This window comes from Nonomuraea guangzhouensis, from assembly GCF_019396345.1.
GTDB lineage: Bacteria > Actinomycetota > Actinomycetes > Streptosporangiales > Streptosporangiaceae > Nonomuraea > Nonomuraea guangzhouensis.
In genome coordinates this window covers 1-15962 of record NZ_JAHKRM010000052.1, presented here as the reverse complement: position 1 = coordinate 15962, position 15962 = coordinate 1, and the positions used below count along the sequence as shown (strand labels likewise).

The 15962-nt window shown below is 70.4% G+C and carries 14 protein-coding genes and 1 rRNA gene; 9 read left to right on the top strand and 6 right to left on the bottom strand.

Annotated features, from left to right (window positions below; all coding sequences use genetic code 11):
• Window positions 1-12 precede the first annotated feature (12 nt).
• Genes KME78_RS58665 through KME78_RS58650 form a run of 4 tightly spaced genes read left to right on the top strand, consistent with a single transcriptional unit; the run spans window position 13 to window position 5084 of the window.
• A complete protein-coding gene (locus KME78_RS58665) occupies window positions 13-714 on the top strand; it encodes a TetR/AcrR family transcriptional regulator (protein WP_308127559.1) in 702 nt (233 codons plus the stop codon).
• Between the two features lie 13 nt (window positions 715-727).
• On the top strand, window positions 728-2350 hold the full coding sequence (locus KME78_RS58660) for an AMP-binding protein (RefSeq protein WP_219538907.1): 1623 nt from the start codon (window positions 728-730) through the stop codon (window positions 2348-2350).
• Window positions 2351-2408: 58 nt separating this feature from the next.
• Entirely contained in the window at window positions 2409-4025 is a 1617-nt protein-coding gene (locus tag KME78_RS58655) for a PucR family transcriptional regulator (protein WP_219538905.1), read from the top strand.
• Between the two features lie 33 nt (window positions 4026-4058).
• Window positions 4059-5084 carry a methyltransferase gene (locus tag KME78_RS58650; RefSeq protein ID WP_219538903.1) on the top strand — a complete coding sequence of 342 codons (1026 nt, stop codon included), beginning with the start codon at window positions 4059-4061 and terminating at the stop codon, window positions 5082-5084.
• Window positions 5085-5124: 40 nt separating this feature from the next.
• Here KME78_RS58650 and trpS read toward each other — a convergent pair whose 3' ends face one another.
• Both trpS and KME78_RS58640 read right to left on the bottom strand, forming a co-directional pair.
• Window positions 5125-6087, bottom strand: a complete 963-nt coding sequence (trpS, locus tag KME78_RS58645; RefSeq protein ID WP_219538901.1) for a tryptophan--tRNA ligase — start codon at window positions 6085-6087, stop codon at window positions 5125-5127.
• A gap of 205 nt (window positions 6088-6292) precedes the next feature.
• Window positions 6293-6442 carry a hypothetical protein gene (locus KME78_RS58640; RefSeq protein ID WP_219538900.1) on the bottom strand — a complete coding sequence of 50 codons (150 nt, stop codon included), beginning with the start codon at window positions 6440-6442 and terminating at the stop codon, window positions 6293-6295.
• Between the two features lie 199 nt (window positions 6443-6641).
• Here KME78_RS58640 and KME78_RS58635 point away from each other — a divergent pair, with 199 nt between their 5' ends.
• Window positions 6642-8120: a phosphodiester glycosidase family protein gene (locus KME78_RS58635; RefSeq protein ID WP_219538898.1), complete on the top strand. Its 1479-nt coding sequence runs from the start codon at window positions 6642-6644 to the stop codon at window positions 8118-8120.
• Between the two features lie 27 nt (window positions 8121-8147).
• Here the strand turns inward: KME78_RS58635 and KME78_RS58630 are convergent, their stop codons facing one another.
• Window positions 8148-9086, bottom strand: a complete 939-nt coding sequence (locus tag KME78_RS58630) for a LysR family transcriptional regulator (RefSeq protein WP_219538896.1) — start codon at window positions 9084-9086, stop codon at window positions 8148-8150.
• A gap of 72 nt (window positions 9087-9158) precedes the next feature.
• Here KME78_RS58630 and KME78_RS58625 point away from each other — a divergent pair, with 72 nt between their 5' ends.
• Window positions 9159-9557, top strand: a complete 399-nt coding sequence (locus KME78_RS58625) for a RidA family protein (protein ID WP_219538894.1) — start codon at window positions 9159-9161, stop codon at window positions 9555-9557.
• 119 nt (window positions 9558-9676) lie between these two features.
• Here KME78_RS58625 and KME78_RS58620 read toward each other — a convergent pair whose 3' ends face one another.
• Window positions 9677-9856, bottom strand: a complete 180-nt coding sequence (locus KME78_RS58620; RefSeq protein ID WP_246654841.1) for a hypothetical protein — start codon at window positions 9854-9856, stop codon at window positions 9677-9679.
• Here KME78_RS58620 and KME78_RS58615 point away from each other — a divergent pair.
• The 3 genes from KME78_RS58615 (at window position 9846) to KME78_RS58605 (ending at window position 12465) form a co-directional block, all read left to right on the top strand.
• On the top strand, window positions 9846-10025 hold the full coding sequence (locus tag KME78_RS58615; RefSeq protein ID WP_246654840.1) for a hypothetical protein: 180 nt from the start codon (window positions 9846-9848) through the stop codon (window positions 10023-10025). The two genes, KME78_RS58620 and KME78_RS58615, sit on opposite strands and share 11 nt — an antisense overlap.
• A gap of 187 nt (window positions 10026-10212) precedes the next feature.
• Window positions 10213-10917 carry a GNAT family N-acetyltransferase gene (locus KME78_RS58610; RefSeq protein WP_219538892.1) on the top strand — a complete coding sequence of 235 codons (705 nt, stop codon included), beginning with the start codon at window positions 10213-10215 and terminating at the stop codon, window positions 10915-10917.
• Between the two features lie 369 nt (window positions 10918-11286).
• Complete coding sequence (locus tag KME78_RS58605; protein WP_219538890.1) at window positions 11287-12465, top strand: amidohydrolase family protein; 1179 nt, start codon at window positions 11287-11289, stop codon at window positions 12463-12465.
• Here the strand turns inward: KME78_RS58605 and KME78_RS58600 are convergent.
• Complete coding sequence (locus tag KME78_RS58600; protein ID WP_219538888.1) at window positions 12437-15580, bottom strand: NACHT and WD40 repeat domain-containing protein; 3144 nt, start codon at window positions 15578-15580, stop codon at window positions 12437-12439. The two genes, KME78_RS58605 and KME78_RS58600, sit on opposite strands and share 29 nt — an antisense overlap.
• A 308-nt stretch (window positions 15581-15888) precedes the next feature.
• A 5S ribosomal RNA gene (gene rrf / locus KME78_RS68485) occupies window positions 15889-15962 on the bottom strand; the annotation flags it as partial.

Below are 15962 nucleotides of genomic sequence, written 5' to 3'. Positions count from 1 at the left end.
TATCCTGGAGGTGTGACCAGCAGGCAGTACAACTCCGTGTGGTTCCGCGAACCGCGCAAGGCGGCCAGCCCCGGCCGCAGCCGCGAGGAGATCGTCATGGCCGCCGTGGAGCTGCTCGACGCCGAGGGCCTGGCCGGGCTGAGCATGCGCAAGCTCGGCGCGAAGCTCAGCGCGGGGGCGACCAGCCTCTACTGGTACGTGGCCCACAAGGACGAGCTGCTGGAGCTGGTCTACGACGAGGTCTGGGGCGAGATGATGGTCCCCGACCCCGAGGTGATGGGCTGGCGGGAGACCTGCTCGGTCATGTCCCACAGCATGCGCCAGGTGATCCTGCGGCATCCGTGGTCGGCCGACCTCATCGGCCGCATGCCCGCGCTGGGCCCCAACGCGCTCCGGGTCACCGACCAGATGCACAAGGCGTTCAGGCTGGCCGGATTCACCGGGCTGGACATCGACTACGCCAACTCGACGCTCACCGCCTACGTGTTCGGCATGACGATCCCCCAGGTCGCCTGGGACGCCGCGGCGAAGGACCACGACTACGACCAGGACCGTCTGCGCGAGTTCGTCGCCAAGGCCGCCGCCGGCTACCCCGAGCTCGTGGAGCGGATCAACGCCGTCGATTACGACAATCCGCAGGTGATGCGCGAGGTGAGCTTCGACTTCGGCCTCGTGTCGGTGCTGGACGGCCTTGAGAGACGGCTGGGGACGTAGCAGGATCCGGGGCATGAGCGATTTCCGCGCCGCACGCGACCTCCTTCTCGGAGCCGACTATCCGACGGCCCGCCGCGAGTTCCGCTGGCCGGAGCTGACGGAGTTCAACTGGGCGCTCGACTGGTTCGACGGCGTGCTGGCCGCCGAGACCCCCGACGCGGTCGCGCTGAAGATCGTCGGCAGGGTCTCCTACACCTTCGCCGAGCTGTCCGCCCGGTCCAACCAGGTCGCGAACTGGCTGCGCGAGCAGGGCGTACAACGTGGCGATCGCATCCTGCTCATGCTGGGCAACCAGGCCGAGCTGTGGGAGTCACTGCTGGCGGCCATGAAGCTGGGCGCGGTCATCATCCCGGCGACCACGCTGCTGACCGCCAAGGACATCGTCGAGCGCGTCGAACGCGGCGGCGTCTCCCACGTGATCGCGAACGCCTCCGACGCGGGCAAGTTCGACGACGGCGGCTACACCAGGATCGCGGTCGGCGACGCCTACGGCTGGCTGCCCTACGCCGAGTCCCGCGAGGCGGCCGAGCACTTCGCCCCCGACGGCCCGACCAGGGCCGGCGACACGCTGCTGCTCTACTTCACCTCGGGTACGACCTCGCAGCCCAAGCTGGTCGAGCACACGCACGCCTCCTATCCGGCGGGCCACCTGTCGACCATGTTCTGGATCGGGCTCAGGCCCGGCGACGTGCACCTCAACGTGTCCTCGCCCGGCTGGGCCAAGCACGCGTGGAGCAACGTGTTCGCGCCGTGGAACGCGGGTGCCACCGTGCTGATCCACGACTACCAGCGCTTCTCCGCCGTGGCGCTGCTGGAGGTGCTGCGCGACGAGCGGGTCACCACCTTCTGCGCGCCGCCGACCGTGTGGCGGATGCTCATCCAGGAGGACCTGGCGGCGTGGCGGCTGCCGCTGCGCACGGCCGTCGCCGCGGGCGAGCCGCTCAACCCGGAGATCATCGACCAGGTCGCCAAGGCGTGGGGGTTGACGATCAGGGACGGCTACGGCCAGACCGAGACCACCGCCCAGATAGGCAACGTGCCCGGCGAGCCGGTCAAGCCGGGGTCCATGGGCCGGCCGCTGCCCGGCTACGACATCGTGCTGCTCGACCCGATCACCGGCGAGGCAGGCGACGACGGGGAGATCTGCCTGCCGCTGGCCGACCGCCCCCTCGGCCTCATGTCCGGATATGTCGGTGGATCTAGTGATGCGATGAGAGGTGGGCACTACCACACCGGTGACGTCGCGACCCGTGACGTCGACGGCTACATCACCTACGTCGGCCGGACCGACGACGTCTTCAAGGCCTCCGACTACCGCATCTCGCCGTTCGAGCTGGAGAGCGTACTTCTGGAGCATGAGGCCGTGGCGGAGGCGGCCGTGGTGCCCGCGCCCGATCCGGTGCGTCTGGCGGTGCCCAAGGCTTATGTGACGCTGGCCCCCGGGTTCGAGGCGGACGAGGCGACGGCCCGCTCGATCTTCGAGCACTCGCGGCGCGAGCTGGCCCCGTACAAGCGGGTGCGCAGGCTGGAGTTCGGTGAGCTGCCGAAGACCATTTCCGGCAAGATCCGGCGGGTGGAATTGCGGGCGCAGCAGCCCATCCGGGAGTTCCGAGAGGATGAAATGGGCTCGCCATGAGCAGTCTGTAAATGGGTGCCTATCCGATCTTACAGGCTGATCGGCTAGGCTCGGGCGCGTGCTGCCCACCATCGCCGACGTCCTCGCGCTGGACACCGTCCGTCGCGGGAGCCCGCGCGTGGTCGCGGGCGGCGACCGGCTGGACACCAAGGTGCGGTGGGTGCACGTCGGCGAGATCGCCGACCTCGCCCACCTGCTGCGCGGCGGAGAGCTGGTGCTCACCACCGGAGTGGCCCTGCCCGAGGACCCCCAGAAGCTGGCCGACTACATCGGCGAGCTCTCGGCTGTCGGCGCCTCCGGGCTGATCGTCGAGCTGGGCCGCAGGTTCGTCCGCGAGCTGCCCAGCGCGGTCGTCAAGTCGGCCGAGGAGCACGGCCTGCCGCTGATCGTGCTGACCCGCGAGACGCCGTTCGTGCAGATCACCGAGTCCGTGCACGCGCGGATCATCGACATCCAGCTGGAGGAGCTGCGGGCCTCCGAGCAGCTGCACGAGGTCTTCACCGAGCTCTCCGTCGAGGGCGCATCGCCCGCCGAGGTGCTCGCCCAGGTGGCCCGGCTGTCCAACCGCCCGGTCCTGCTGGAGAACCTCGCCCACCAGGTGCTCGCCTGCGAGTCCGCGGGCCGCGACACCGGCGCGCTGCTGGCCGGATGGGAGTCCAGATCACGCGCGGTCGCGCCGGCCGAGCGGACCGCCTACGACGCCGCCTCCGGCTGGCTGGTCACCACGGTCGGCGCGCGCGGGCAGGATTGGGGCAGGTTGATCCTGCTCTGCGAGAGCCCGCCGTCGCCCCGTGACCTGGTGCTCGCCGAGCGGGCCGCCACCACGCTCGCCCTGGGCCGCCTGCTCGAACGCCACCAGGAGTCCCTGGAACGCCAGGCGCACGGCACCATCATCACCGGCATCCTCACGCACGCCTACGCCGATCCGGACGAGGCCGCCGCCCGCGCCCGCGCCGTGGGCGTGCCGCTCACCGGGCGCAAGCTGGTCAGCGTCGTCATCCGCCCGACCGACCCCATCGAGCAGGCACTCGACGGGCAGGCGCAGCTCGGCGAGCTGGCCGAGGCCACCGCCGCCGCCTGCCGCGACGCCCGGCTGCCCGCCCTCGTGGGCGCGCTCGACCAGGACCGGGTCGGCGTCCTGCTCCCCCTGCCGCCACGCTCGGGCGCCGAGGCCGCGCTGACCGCGCTCGCCGAACGGCTGCGCATGCTGTGGAAGCCCGGCGCCGCGTTCGTCCTGGCCTCGGGCTCGGTGGTGGAGTCGATCAGGGACGTACGGCGCAGCTTCCTCGAAGCCGAGCAGGTGGCCGACGTGGCGGTCCGCCAGCCCGACGGCCGGCCCTTCTACCGGCTGCCCGACCTGCGGCTGCGCGGGCTGCTTCACCTGCTGCGCGACGACGCCAGGCTGCAGACGTTCGCCGAGCGGGAGCTCGGACCGCTGCTGGCGCACGACGCGCAGCGGGGCGGCGACCTGACCCGCATCCTGCGCATCTACCTGGACGCGGGCCGCAACAAGGCGGTGGCCGCCCAGAAGGCCCATCTGTCGCGGCCCGCCTTCTACGACCGGCTGCGCCGCCTCGAACGCATCCTCGACACCGACCTCGACGACGTCGAGTCGTGCCTGTCCCTGCACGTGGCGCTGCTGGCGCTGGAGTCGTTCCGCAGGGAACACAGGTAACATTTCCGCCCCTCAGCGGCTTACCGTCGCGATGTGCCCTTATTCAGCAATCCCCTGGAAGCGGCGGCGCACCGCCTGTCGATCCTGCCCCCGATGCTCGACTACTTCGGTGTCATGGGCCTGCACGCGCTGATCGCGGGGATGCGGCTCGGTCTCTTCGACGCCCTGCGCGGCGGGCCCGCGAGCGCCGCCGACCTCGCCGGCTCGCTCGGCCTGGACCGGCACGCGACGGACGTGCTGCTGCGCGGCCTGACCGGGCTCGGCTACCTGCGCGCGCGAGGCGGCCGCTACCGGCTGACCCGCACGGCGCGGATCTGGCTCACCACCGGCTCCCCCGCCTGCCTGGCCGAGGGGCTGTACTTCTGGGAGCGCACCGCCTGCGTGATCTGGCCGCAGCTCGAAAGCACCGTACGGGACGGGTCGCCGATCACCTCCCTGTACGCCCTGACCGAGAGCGAACCGGAGCTGTCGCGCTCCTTCCAGGCATGGACCGCCGCCGTGGCCGGCCGCCAGGCTCCCGCCACCGCGAGCGCCATCCCCGTCCCCGCGGGCGCGAGGCGGATGCTCGACGTGGGCGGCGGCCATGCCCGCTACAGCGTGGAACTGCTCCGGCGCCACCCGGACCTGCGGGGCACCGTGATCGACCTGCCCCAGGCCCTCGAATCGGCCGCCGCCCACCCCCGGCTGACGCTGCGGGCCGGTTCGTTCCTCGACGAGGATCTGGGCGGCGGGTACGACGTGGTGCTGCTGTTCAACGTCATGCACTGCCTCGACGACCAGGAGGTGGCCACCCTGCTGGGGCGGCTGGCCAAGGCGGTCAACCCCGGCGGCACGATCGCGATCGGCGACCAGTTCGGCGACAGCGTCATGCCCGGGCGGGCCAGCCGGACCCTGGTCGATCTGCTCCACCTCAACTACCTGGTGGCGGGCGGTGGCAGGCTCCGCGGCTACAAGGAGGTGGCCCGCCTGCTCAAGGCGGCGGGCTTCACCAGGCCGCGCCACCGCCGCCCGCTGAGATCCCCGGCCACGGAACTGGCCATCGCCAGAGCCCCCCGTTAGAAGCCCATGGCGTTAGCAGCCCACCGTTAGCAGCCCATCGTCAGAAGCCCATCGCGGCCCGCACCTCCCCGAGGGTGACGATCGCCCGCTCGCGGGCGCGCTCGTTGCCGTCACTCAGCACCTGCCTGGCGTCGGCCTCCGAGTACTCGCCACGGCGCTTCCTGATCGGTCGCAGGAACTCGTTGACCGCCTCGGTGACCAGCCGTTTCAGCGCGGCGGCACCACCGTTGCCGATCTCGTCGGCGATGGACTCGGGCCGGCGGCCGAGGCAGAGGCCGGCCAGCGTGAGCAGGTTCGACACTTCCGGCCGGTTCGTCTCGTCGAAGGTGATGAGCCGCTCCGCATCGGTGCGGGCACCGCGGATCAGCGCGGCCGTCTCGTCCTCGGTGGCGGACAGGGCCACGGAGTTGCCCCGGCTCTTGCTCATCTTGCCGCCGTCGAGGCCCTTGAGCAGCGGCTGGGCACCCATCATGGCCTCCGGCACCGGGAAAACGGGACCGTAGCGCTCGTTGAAACGCCGCGCCACCAGCCGCGTCATCTCGACATGCGGGAGCTGGTCCCTGCCGACCGGCACCAGCGTGCCCTTGCAGAACAGGATGTCGGCCGCCTGGTGCACCGGATAGGTGAACATCAGGCCGTTGACCGCCTGCTGCGAACTGTGCGCGATCTCGTCCTTGACGGTCGGGTTGCGCCCCAGCTCGGCCACCGACACCAGGCTGAGGAACGGCAGCAGCAGCTGGTTCAGCTCGGGGATCGCGCTGTGCTGGAAGATCGTCACCTTCGCGGGGTCCAGCCCGATGGCCAGGTAGTCGAGGAGCAGAGAGGTGATGTTCCCCTGGATGGCGCCGGGCAGATCCCGGTCGGTGATCACCTGGTAGTCGGCGACCAGCACGTACATGGGGTGGACGTCCTGCAGGGCGACGCGGTTGGCCAGCGTGCCGAAGTAGTGGCCCAGGTGGAGCGGCCCGGTCGGGCGGTCTCCGGTGAGCACGACGTGGTTCATCACGGGTTCCTTTCTTCAGGTCATGCCGCCCTGAAGAAGAACCCGCGCCGGGCCCGTCCTGAGGACGGCCCGCGCATGCGGAGATCAGCGGCCGTCTGTCGGCCGCCACCACATGCTGACGCGTGTCATGCCACTCATCATAGGCGCAAGCCGCACAGAACCCCAGAAGCTGTGCGGCTTTCGCCGACTCGTACTCGACTCGTACTCACTCGTGAGGATCGCGCGTCACGTCGGCGCGGGACCGATCCTCGGGGCGGGCGTACATCACCCACCCGCGGGGACGGGTGACGAACGCGCCCAGGATGAACCCCAGGACCACGCTCGCGATGATCACAATGAGGATGCTCAGCCCCATAACGGCTGCCTCTCGGACTGGTATGCCGCACGGGTCGCGGCCTACCGCACGGTAACGCCGCCCCCACAGTACGCGCAGGAAAACCTCCCGAGGGATGTCAATCTTGTAACCTCTCCGACCGTTTAGCGTGTTTGCCTGCCTACACGACCATGATCTCGCCAGGATAGGGCGGTTCCTTTGTCCGCCCTCTGGAGTTTTCATGTCTCGACGCACCCTCGCCGTCGGTCTTTCGATGGCCACGGTCCTCACTGGGACGGCCGTACCCGTCGCAGCCGCCGAGCGGGTTTCGGTGACGTTCCCCTCGGCCAAGTTCCCCCTGGGCGTACCGGCCGTACCGACCAAGACGATGACCAGCGTGGCGCCCGGCATCGACTTCTGGGACGTGAAGTCGGGTACGTCTACCGACGGCTACACCGTCACGGTGCTGATGCCGAGCGGCCGCGACTACGGCATGCAGCAGACGGCCGAGGCGAAGGTCGCCGAGGTCGAGGCCACGGGCGAGACGGCGAGCCTGCAGAAGGTCGTGCGCCCGAAGGTCGCCGACGCCGAGGCCCAGACCGTCTACATGGTGCGGGTCGGGCTGTGGAAGTTCGAGGAGAAGGACAAGGCCGCCGAGACGGCCAAGAAGCTCAAGGACGCCGGGATAAAGGCGAAGGTCGACTACCTCGGCGACGACGGTATGAAGACCACCGGCCCCTGGGACGTCAAGGTGGTCATGATCGACGCCAAGACATTCCGTGGCTCGTACGCCGCCACGCTCGGCACCAGCGTCGCCAAGCGCGAGACCGTCTCCTCGATGGCCAAGGCCGGCCAGGCACTCGCGGCCGTGAACGGCGGCTTCTTCAACATCCACACCGCCAAGAACCTGCGCGGTGAGCCGGTGGGCATCTCGGTGGTCGGCGGCAAGCTGCTCAGCGAGGCCGTGCCGGGCCGCTCCGCCGTCGTCCTCAAGGGTCGTACGGCCCGCATCACCGAACTCAAGTCGACCGTCACCGCGATCGCCCAGGACGGCCAGAAGCTGGTGGTCAACGGCGTCAACCGCGCCGCGGCGGCGGACGAGCTGGTCCTCTACACCGAGGAGTACGGCGCCAAGACGCCCGCCGACAACGGCGCCGACGCCGTGCTCGACGCCAACGGCAAGGTCGTGGCGCTGCGCGCGCCGGGCGCCGCGGTGGCGGCGGGGACGCGGGTCCTGCACGGTGTCGCCGGGGTCGCCGCCGAGTGGCTGAACGCGCACGCGGCCGAAGGCGTGACCGTCAAGGTCGACACCAAGGTCGTGGACGTACGGACCCGTAAGGCGCTCAAGCTGACGCCCGACCTGGGGGTGATCGGGGGCAATGTCGGCCTGGTCAGGAACGGGCACGCGAAGATCACCGCCAAGCTTGACGGCCAGGACTCCGTGAACATGATCCTCCGCCGCCACCCGCGCACGCTGCTGGGCACCACGCGCAACGGCAGCCTGATCCTGGCGACCATCGACGGGCGGCAGCCCGGCGTGACGGTGGGGGCCAGCTTCATCGAGGCGGCCCAGTTCATGCGCTGGCTGGGCGCCAAGCAGGCGGTCAACCTGGACGGCGGCGGGTCCACCGCGATGGTGGTGGGCAACAAGCTCGTCAACCGGCCGTCCGACGGGGTGGAGCGCGGGGTCGGCGACGCGCTGCTGGTACTGCCGAAGTAGCCCTCCCACGACGGGACGTGCCGTCGCTCACCCCGGCCCAGAACTGGGCGGGGGTGGGCGGCCCTGCCCGCCTCCAGAGAGCGCGCGGCCGACCTCCAGAAACCGCGCGACCAGCGGGTTCTCATCACCTGACCGCCAGCACATGGCGACCGTGGTGCGCGCGCCGTCCGGCTCGATCCGGCGATAGGCCACCCCCTTGAGCCGGATCCGGCGCACGCTCGCCGGGGCGAGGGACACCCCGAGCCCCGCCTCGACAAGCGCGGAGACCGTCGCCCACTCCACCGCGTACTGACCGATGCGCGGCTCGAACCCCGCCGACCGGCACAGACCAACGATCCGATCGTGCACCGTCGGCCCCGCCGCCCTGTTCAGCAACACGAACGGCTCCGCAGCCAGCGCCGCGACCGGAACGACCCGCTGACCGGCCAGAACATGACCAACCGGCAGAACCGCCACGAACTCCTCCGAAAACACCGGCTCGGCGACCAGCCCCGGATCGTCAGGCGGTTCCCGCAGGAGCCCGACGTCGATCGAACGCTCCAGGAGCGCGGCCGTCTGGGGGGCCGTCGTCATCTCCCTGATCTCCATCTCGACCGCGGGATAGCGCTCACGGTAGCCCCGCAGCATTCCCGGCAGAATCGTCAACGCGAGCGACGCCGCGAACCCGACCCGGATACGACCGGCATCTCCCCCACCGACCCGTCGCGCCGCCTCCAGCCCATCCGCGATCTCACCGAGCGCACGCCGCGCGGCAGGCAGCAGTTCGTGACCCGCCGACGTCAGGACGACCCCGCCGGGATTTCGCTCGAACAGCGGATGCCCGACCCTCTCCTCCAGCCGCCTGATCTGCTGACTCAGCGGCGGCTGCGCGACACCCAGCCGGTTGGCGGCCCGCCCGAAGTGCAGTTCCTCGGCCAGAACGGCGAACGCGTAGAGCTGATGCAGCGCGAGCTGAGGACGTTCCATACGCGCAGAGATATCATATCATCAGCGGCAGCGTCTTCGACATATCACCGCAGGTTGCCTACCGTTCTGCCTATGACAGAACGACGCGCGATCTTGAGTGGCTCCACTTTCGAGGAGCAGATCGGATATGCCCGGGCCGTGGTGGACGGCGACTGGGTCCACGTCTCGGGGACCACCGGGTTCGACTACGCCACCATGACGATCTCCGCCGACGTGGTCGAACAGGCCGAACAGTGCCTGCGCAACATCGGGACGGCGCTGACCGAGGCAGGCTGTACGTTCGCCGACGTCGTCCGGGTCCGCTACCTGCTACCCGATCGGGAGGACTTCGAGCCATGCTGGCCGACCCTGCGCCGCCACTTCGGCGAGATCCGCCCGGCGGCGACGATGCTCGTGTGCGGCCTGTCCGATCCCCGGATGCGCATCGAGATCGAGGTGTACGCGCGGATTCGCGGCGCGATTACCGGGTGAGCAGACGGCTCCGTCCTGTCGGCGGATGAGCTGTACATGCCGCGGAGCTGCCCGCCCTGGAGGGTCGGCTACGAGCCCCCGTCCTGTTCCGGGTGCGCCGCCACCGGGGGCTCGGCCGTTTACGGGAGGGCTGCGGCGATGCAGTCGAGGACGCGCTGAAGCCCGTACCGGAACTGGTCGTCGCGGCTCAGGTTTGGCTGGCCCGCCTCCATCACGATCTTGGTGAAGATCGGGTAGTTCCCGCTCTTCACCAGCCGGTTCGACATCGCCGTCATCGACCACGGGCAGGTGATCGCCACCGGCCCGCCCGACGAGCTGAAGGCCACCATCGGAGACCGCCTCGACGTCACCCTCGAAGACCCCGCCGCGCTGCCCGCGGCGATGACCGTCCTGAACACCCTCGCCGGCACCGACCCCACGCCGACGGGCGCCGACGGGCTCAGCGTCGCCCTGCCCGTCGCTGCGTGAGGACGGCGAACGCTCCTGGCATCTGCAGACCGGGTGGGGATGCCCGGTGGGCGTCCGGGGCCGGGCCTGGAGGGTTGGGGTGCACCGGCCGGTCATGAGCCATGTCCCCGTAGGATGACCGGCTGGACCTGACCGCCGTCCGGCCGGGGCCGGCGTCAACCCCGTACGACACGAGAGGCACAGCACCATGGCGAACCGGGACGCCACCGCACTCGATGACCCGGTGGGCGCATCGCTGCGCGGTCACCACGCGCACCTTGCCCGCCGACTCGGCAACGCTGTCACCTACCAGCCAGGAATCGCGACCTTCTCCGCGGTGAGCACCGACCCGCGCCCGGAGGAGTGGGCAGACCTCGCCCGGCTGCTCGGCCGGGGAGAGCTCGCCGACATGTTCAGCTCCGCAGCGACACCACCGTCGGGCTGGGAGCCGGTCTTCGTTCTCGCAGGTCGCCAGATGATCTGGAGCGGCAGCGGCAGGTCCGATCGCCCGCCGGCCGCGACCGGCACCGGCGTGGTCGAACTGGGCACGGACGACGTGCCCGAGATGCTCGACCTCGTCGAGCGGGCACAGCCGGGGCCGTTCTGGCCGCGCACCCGCGAACTCGGCACCTATCTCGGCGTCCGCGACAACGGCACCTTGGTGGCGATGGCGGGTGAGCGGCTCCGGCCCCCGGGATGGACCGAGATCAGCGCGGTCTGCACCGCCCCACAGGCACGCGGGCAAGGACATGCCGCCCGTCTGGTCGATGCGCTCGTCGCGCGCATCGTGGCTCGCGACGAACGTCCGTTCCTGCACGTCGCCGAGGCCAACACCGGCGCGATCACCCTTTACGAGCGGCTCGGCTTCGAGACCCGCAAGCCCGTGACCTTCCGGGGGTTCCGCACGCTGTGACCGCCTCCGCTGGTACGCGACGTCGGGGCGCAGCAGCCGGTCGCCCGACGTGGCCGTCGACCCCTCAGCGAAGATCACGTAGAGGACGCTAAGCACGCCGCCCAGCCGCTCCCGGCGCTCGGCGGCCGGCGGCCGGCGACCGGCGCTCGGCGGCCGGCGACCGGCGGCCAGCGGCCAGCGGCCAGCGGCCAGCGGCGGTTCGAATGGCATTCAGCGGCGTTTCACCCGCTCGGCGGTCAGCTGGACACCGGCGGCCAGGCGGCGGCGCAGCCGATCCAGCTCTTGGCACGTCTGCTGCAGGCGGCCGCGGGCGAACTTGAGTAGGGGCATACTCAGACGATCCCGGCGCGACAGCGCGATGGTGGTGGCATGCTCGCCTTACGCGCCCGCCGTCTCTTCGACGGCCAGGAAATGCGCCACGACCAGGTGGTGATCGTCAAGGACGGCCGCATCGCCGACGTCACCGCCGACGTCGCCACCGACGTGCCGGCGGCGGTCGACCTGGGCGATGCCACGCTGCTGCCAGGACTCATCGACTGCCACGTCCACCTGGCCTTCGACGCCGGCCACGACGTCGTGGCGATGCTGGAACCGCCGGGACTCCCCGACCGGATGCGGCAGGCCGCGCGGCAGCACCTCGCGGCCGGGGTGACGACCGTACGCGACCTGGGGGACCGGGACTACCTGGCGCTCGGGCTCGGGCTCGGGCTCGACGGGCCGGAAGTCCTCTCCGCCGGGCCACCGATCACCACTCCCGGGGGTCACTGCTGGTTCCTGGGCGGTGAGGCGGCGGGCGAGCAGGGAGTGCGCAAGGCCGTACGGGAACGGGCGGCGCGCGGCGTCCACGTGATCAAGATGATGGTGACGGGCGGCGAGATGACGCCCGGCACGCACTCCCACCTGCTCCAGTACGGCCTCGCCGAGCTGAAGGCGGCGGCCGACGAGGCGCACGCGCACGGCCTGCCGATCACCGGGCACGTCCACTGCGCGCAGGGGATCGCGCACGTCCTGGACGCCGGGTTCGACTCGATCGAGCATTGCTCGTTCTTCACCGAGGACTCCTACGCGGTGGACCACACCGTAGTCGCACAGCTGGCCGCCGCCGACGTCGTGGTGTCCCTCACAGTGGGGGTGGCGCCCAGCCCGGTGCCGCTGCCGCCGCGCATCCAGCAGCGGATGGCGGGTATGAGGGAGGCGCTGCGGGCCATTCAGGCCGCTGGGGTGGATTTCGTCATCGGGACGGACGCGGGCATCGGGCCGCCCAAGCCCCACGGAGTGCTGCCGTACGGGGCGGAGATGCTGGTCGAGAACGGGTACGCGCCCCTGGATGTGCTGCGGGCGATCACCTCGGCCGCGGCCCGCGTCTGCCGGGTGGGAGAACGCAAGGGCAGGATCGCGCCCGGGTTCGACGCCGACCTGCTGGCCGTGGCGGGTGACCCGCTGTCCGACATCACCGCGTTGCGGCGGCCGCTGGCCGTCTACCGGATGGGGAGCCGCGCCACAGGCAGGGTCGGACAGATCAACCAGACAGCTCCCACAATTGGATGATCTTTCCTGTGACGGTGGCGAACAGAGACCCGTCGGGGCTGAAGGCCCCCGCAGTGGACCAGTGGCCGCGCGGGAGCCGCAGGACCTCCCATACATCCGTGCCGTCCCCGACGTCCCAGAGCCGGACTTCGGAACCGTAACCGGCGGCGGCCAGCAGAGTGCCATCAGGGCTGAACGCGACGTGCCTGGCCTCCTCGTGCAGCGTGACGAGGACCGCGCCCGAGCCGGCGTCCCAGATGCGGGTGACGTCGGAGCCCGCGGTGGCCAGCAGGGTGCCGTCAGGGCGGAACGCCACGTCACGAGTCCACGAAAACCGTTCGGTATCCGATGCGGACAGCCGCAGAAGCGCCACGCCGGTCTCCGAATCCCAGATCTCCGCCTCCCAGGTCTGGCCGCGTCCCCAGGAACTGGAGGAGGCGGTGGCCAGGCGGGTTCCGTCGGGGCTGAAGGCGAGGCCGGGAGGGCCGGCGAGGTGCGCGATGCGCAGGAGTTCGGTGCCGTCCGTCACATCCCAGATCCGAGTGGTGACCTCGGTGTCACTGACGGCCAGGCGGGCGCTGTCAGGGCTGAAGACCATCGCCTGTACGCCACCATCGTTGCCGAGCTCCACGAGCTCGGCGCCGGTGGCGAGGTCGGCGATCCAGATCTTGCCGGCAGTGGCGTCGTAGTCCCTGAGGCTCAGGCGTTCCTTGGTGAGGGCGATCAGCCGACCGTCGGGACTGATCGCCGCCATCGGTCCCGTGCCCAGCAGGCGGGCGATCAGGCGGCTGCTGTGACGGAAGACGCGCTCCGGGCTGCCGGTGAGGTCCGCCAGCGTGGTCGTGCCCTCGCCGGTCCAGGTCAGGCGGGTGCCGTCCGGGCTGAACGCGAGGCCGCTGACCTTCTGAGCCGTCTCGATCGTACGCAAGGGCACGGGGGTGACCAACCGACCGGCACGGCGGGGCACGGGCGGCGGGGGCGCGATGGCCTGCCGGGGGGCGGTAGCCGGCGCCCCACGCCCGGCAAGATGGTCGTGGAACTCGGCGTGCCGGAACTGGTAGAGCGGCCCGACCGCGCGCAGCAGCCCGAGGCGATGCGCGTCGTCCAGGAACGCCATCAACCGCCGCGGCAGCCGCCCCTGCCGTGCCAGGCGGAAGGCGGCCAGCTCGTAGACCAGCCAGGCGTGGTGCCGCCCTGACACGAGCCCGTACGTCATGCCGGCCAGGGCCGCGACGGTGATCGCGACCGCTGTCTCGCCCACGGATCCGCCCGTCGCCCAGATCAGGACCCCGCCGATGATCGCGCCGAGCGCCCCTCCAGCGAGCAGCCGTACGAGGTTGAGCCTGCGGTCCGCGCGCCAACTCGTGAGCGGCGTGCTGGCCTGCCCGTCCATCACCGGAATCTCGGCCCACTCGGCCACCGCGTCCGTCATGAAGACGAGCAGCATCGCCGGCCCGAACACCACCGCCGCGACGAATGCCCTCACCAGCCCCTCTGTGAGCGCATCCCCCGTGACGAGGTTGACCACCGCCTGCACGACGCCCTCCGCCAGCGCGGACGCGAGCGCTATCCCGCTCGCGATCGAGAACGCGGACAGCAGCTTGTTGAGCAGCGAGAAGATCCGCCGCCCGATCCGCAGGTCGGCATAGCCGGGCCGGTCACGCGTCCAATACGAGTGGCCGGACTTTTCCCGATACATGATGATGATCCCCAGACCGCCGGCGAGGAACCACCAGGTGAAGCCGTCCAACGCCAGCGTGGCGAGGACCCCTCCCCATGCCACGCTCGCCACCAGCACCAAGAGCATGACACCCGGCCCCGGGGGCGGCCGGCGCATGGTCAAGCCCGCGAGCCACCACCAGGCGAAGTCCCTGACTCCGATGCTCTTGCCGCCCAGAGGTATGGCCTCGGCCTCGGCAGGGGTGCGGTCGAGCAGCGTGGCCAGGTAGCCGAGCCATTGGGTGACCTGTTCGGGCCGGTAGCGGCGGCTGGGCCGGAACAGATCGGCCTCGTCCTTCTCTGCGGGAGGCCGGGCCTCGATCAGCGCCGGGACGAGCCGGTCGAAGAGGTAGGCGCGGAGCTCGGCAGCGGTGGCGAAGCGGGCAGGGTCGAGCAGCCGGGACGGATCGGCGGCCGGTTCGTAGACGGTGCGCAGCAGCCACATCCCCAAAGGGCTGGACACGGTCTCGGAGAGCGGTGTCGACTCGTCGTCTCGCAGCCGGTCGAGCAGACGTTCCCAGCCGGGATGCCGAACGGTCCGTCCGAGGATGCCGTTCAGGTAGTCGGCGGCGGCAGCCGCCGACATGGGCTCCGCCTCGACCACGGCGGCCCGCCCCAGCGCCTGCGCGGCGGCGGTGTACTCGGCGGTACGGCTGGTGAGGACGAGCTGGGTCTCCACGGGGAGCGACCGGTTCAGCGCGGCCAGCGCCCCAGGTAACGAGGAGGCGGGCATCTCGTCCAGGCCGTCGAGGACCGGCACGATCTTGTCGTCGCGGACGAGCCGGCGCGCCATGTCGCCGCCGTACGTATGCAGCGCCGGATAGGTCTGCTCCAGCCGGGCGACCAGCCAGTCCTCGAAGAACGGATACTCCTTGACGTCCCAGCCACTCATCGTCAGCAGTACCGGCACCGGGCCGTTCTTGCTCTTCAGCAACTCGCGTAGGAGCTGGATCGCCAGCGTCGTCTTGCCGGCGCCGGGCCCGCCAAGCACGACCAGGCGGCCTCCTGACGCGCGGAACCGGTCGGCCAGCCCCTCGATCTGGTCACCCGATCCCGACCAGGTGATCTCCCCACTGATGCGCGGGCCATCGATGAAGCGCACCTCGTCGCGCAGGTTCCACCGGACGGGCATCGGGTCCAGCCCCAGCATCCGGGTGGCCTCGTTGCGCCACTGGTTGTTCACCATCTTCCTGAGGTCGGCGAGCGCGGGCTCCACCGGCGTGAGCTGGGCGACCTTCCTCGTGCCAAGTGCGCCCATCACGACAACCAGGCCGAACAGGCCGGTCAGGCCCCAGATGAGCGGCTTCCACCACCACGCGTCCACTTTGACGGTGTCGGTCGCCATGCTACCCACCAGGCCCAGCGCGACGCCCGCGGCCGCCAGCGTGGCCGGCCACATCGTTCGACGACGCCCCATGTGCACAAGCATCGGGGCTGGAGCCCGACTGGATCAACAACATTGATAGACCCGGTTGGCCGTCGTGCCGAAGACGTCCGCGATCTCCTCGGCCGATCGGCCGACGAGCACGTCCTGCCAAGTGGAGAGCAGCGTACGCAGGGCTGGCCCAAGAGCATACCGATCGGGAAGTTACCGCCTCACATGCAGCGCGGGGACCGAACAGCGGATGCGGCGTAACCGCACGCCAGGCGGTGAAATCCTTTTTAACTCCCCAACGCAGAAAGGGCCCCACGCGTCATGCGTGGAGCCCTTCCCGAACAAAGATTGTCCGGCGGTGACCTACTCTCCCACACCCTCCCGAGTGCAGTACCATCGGCGCTGGGAAGCTTAACTTCCGGGT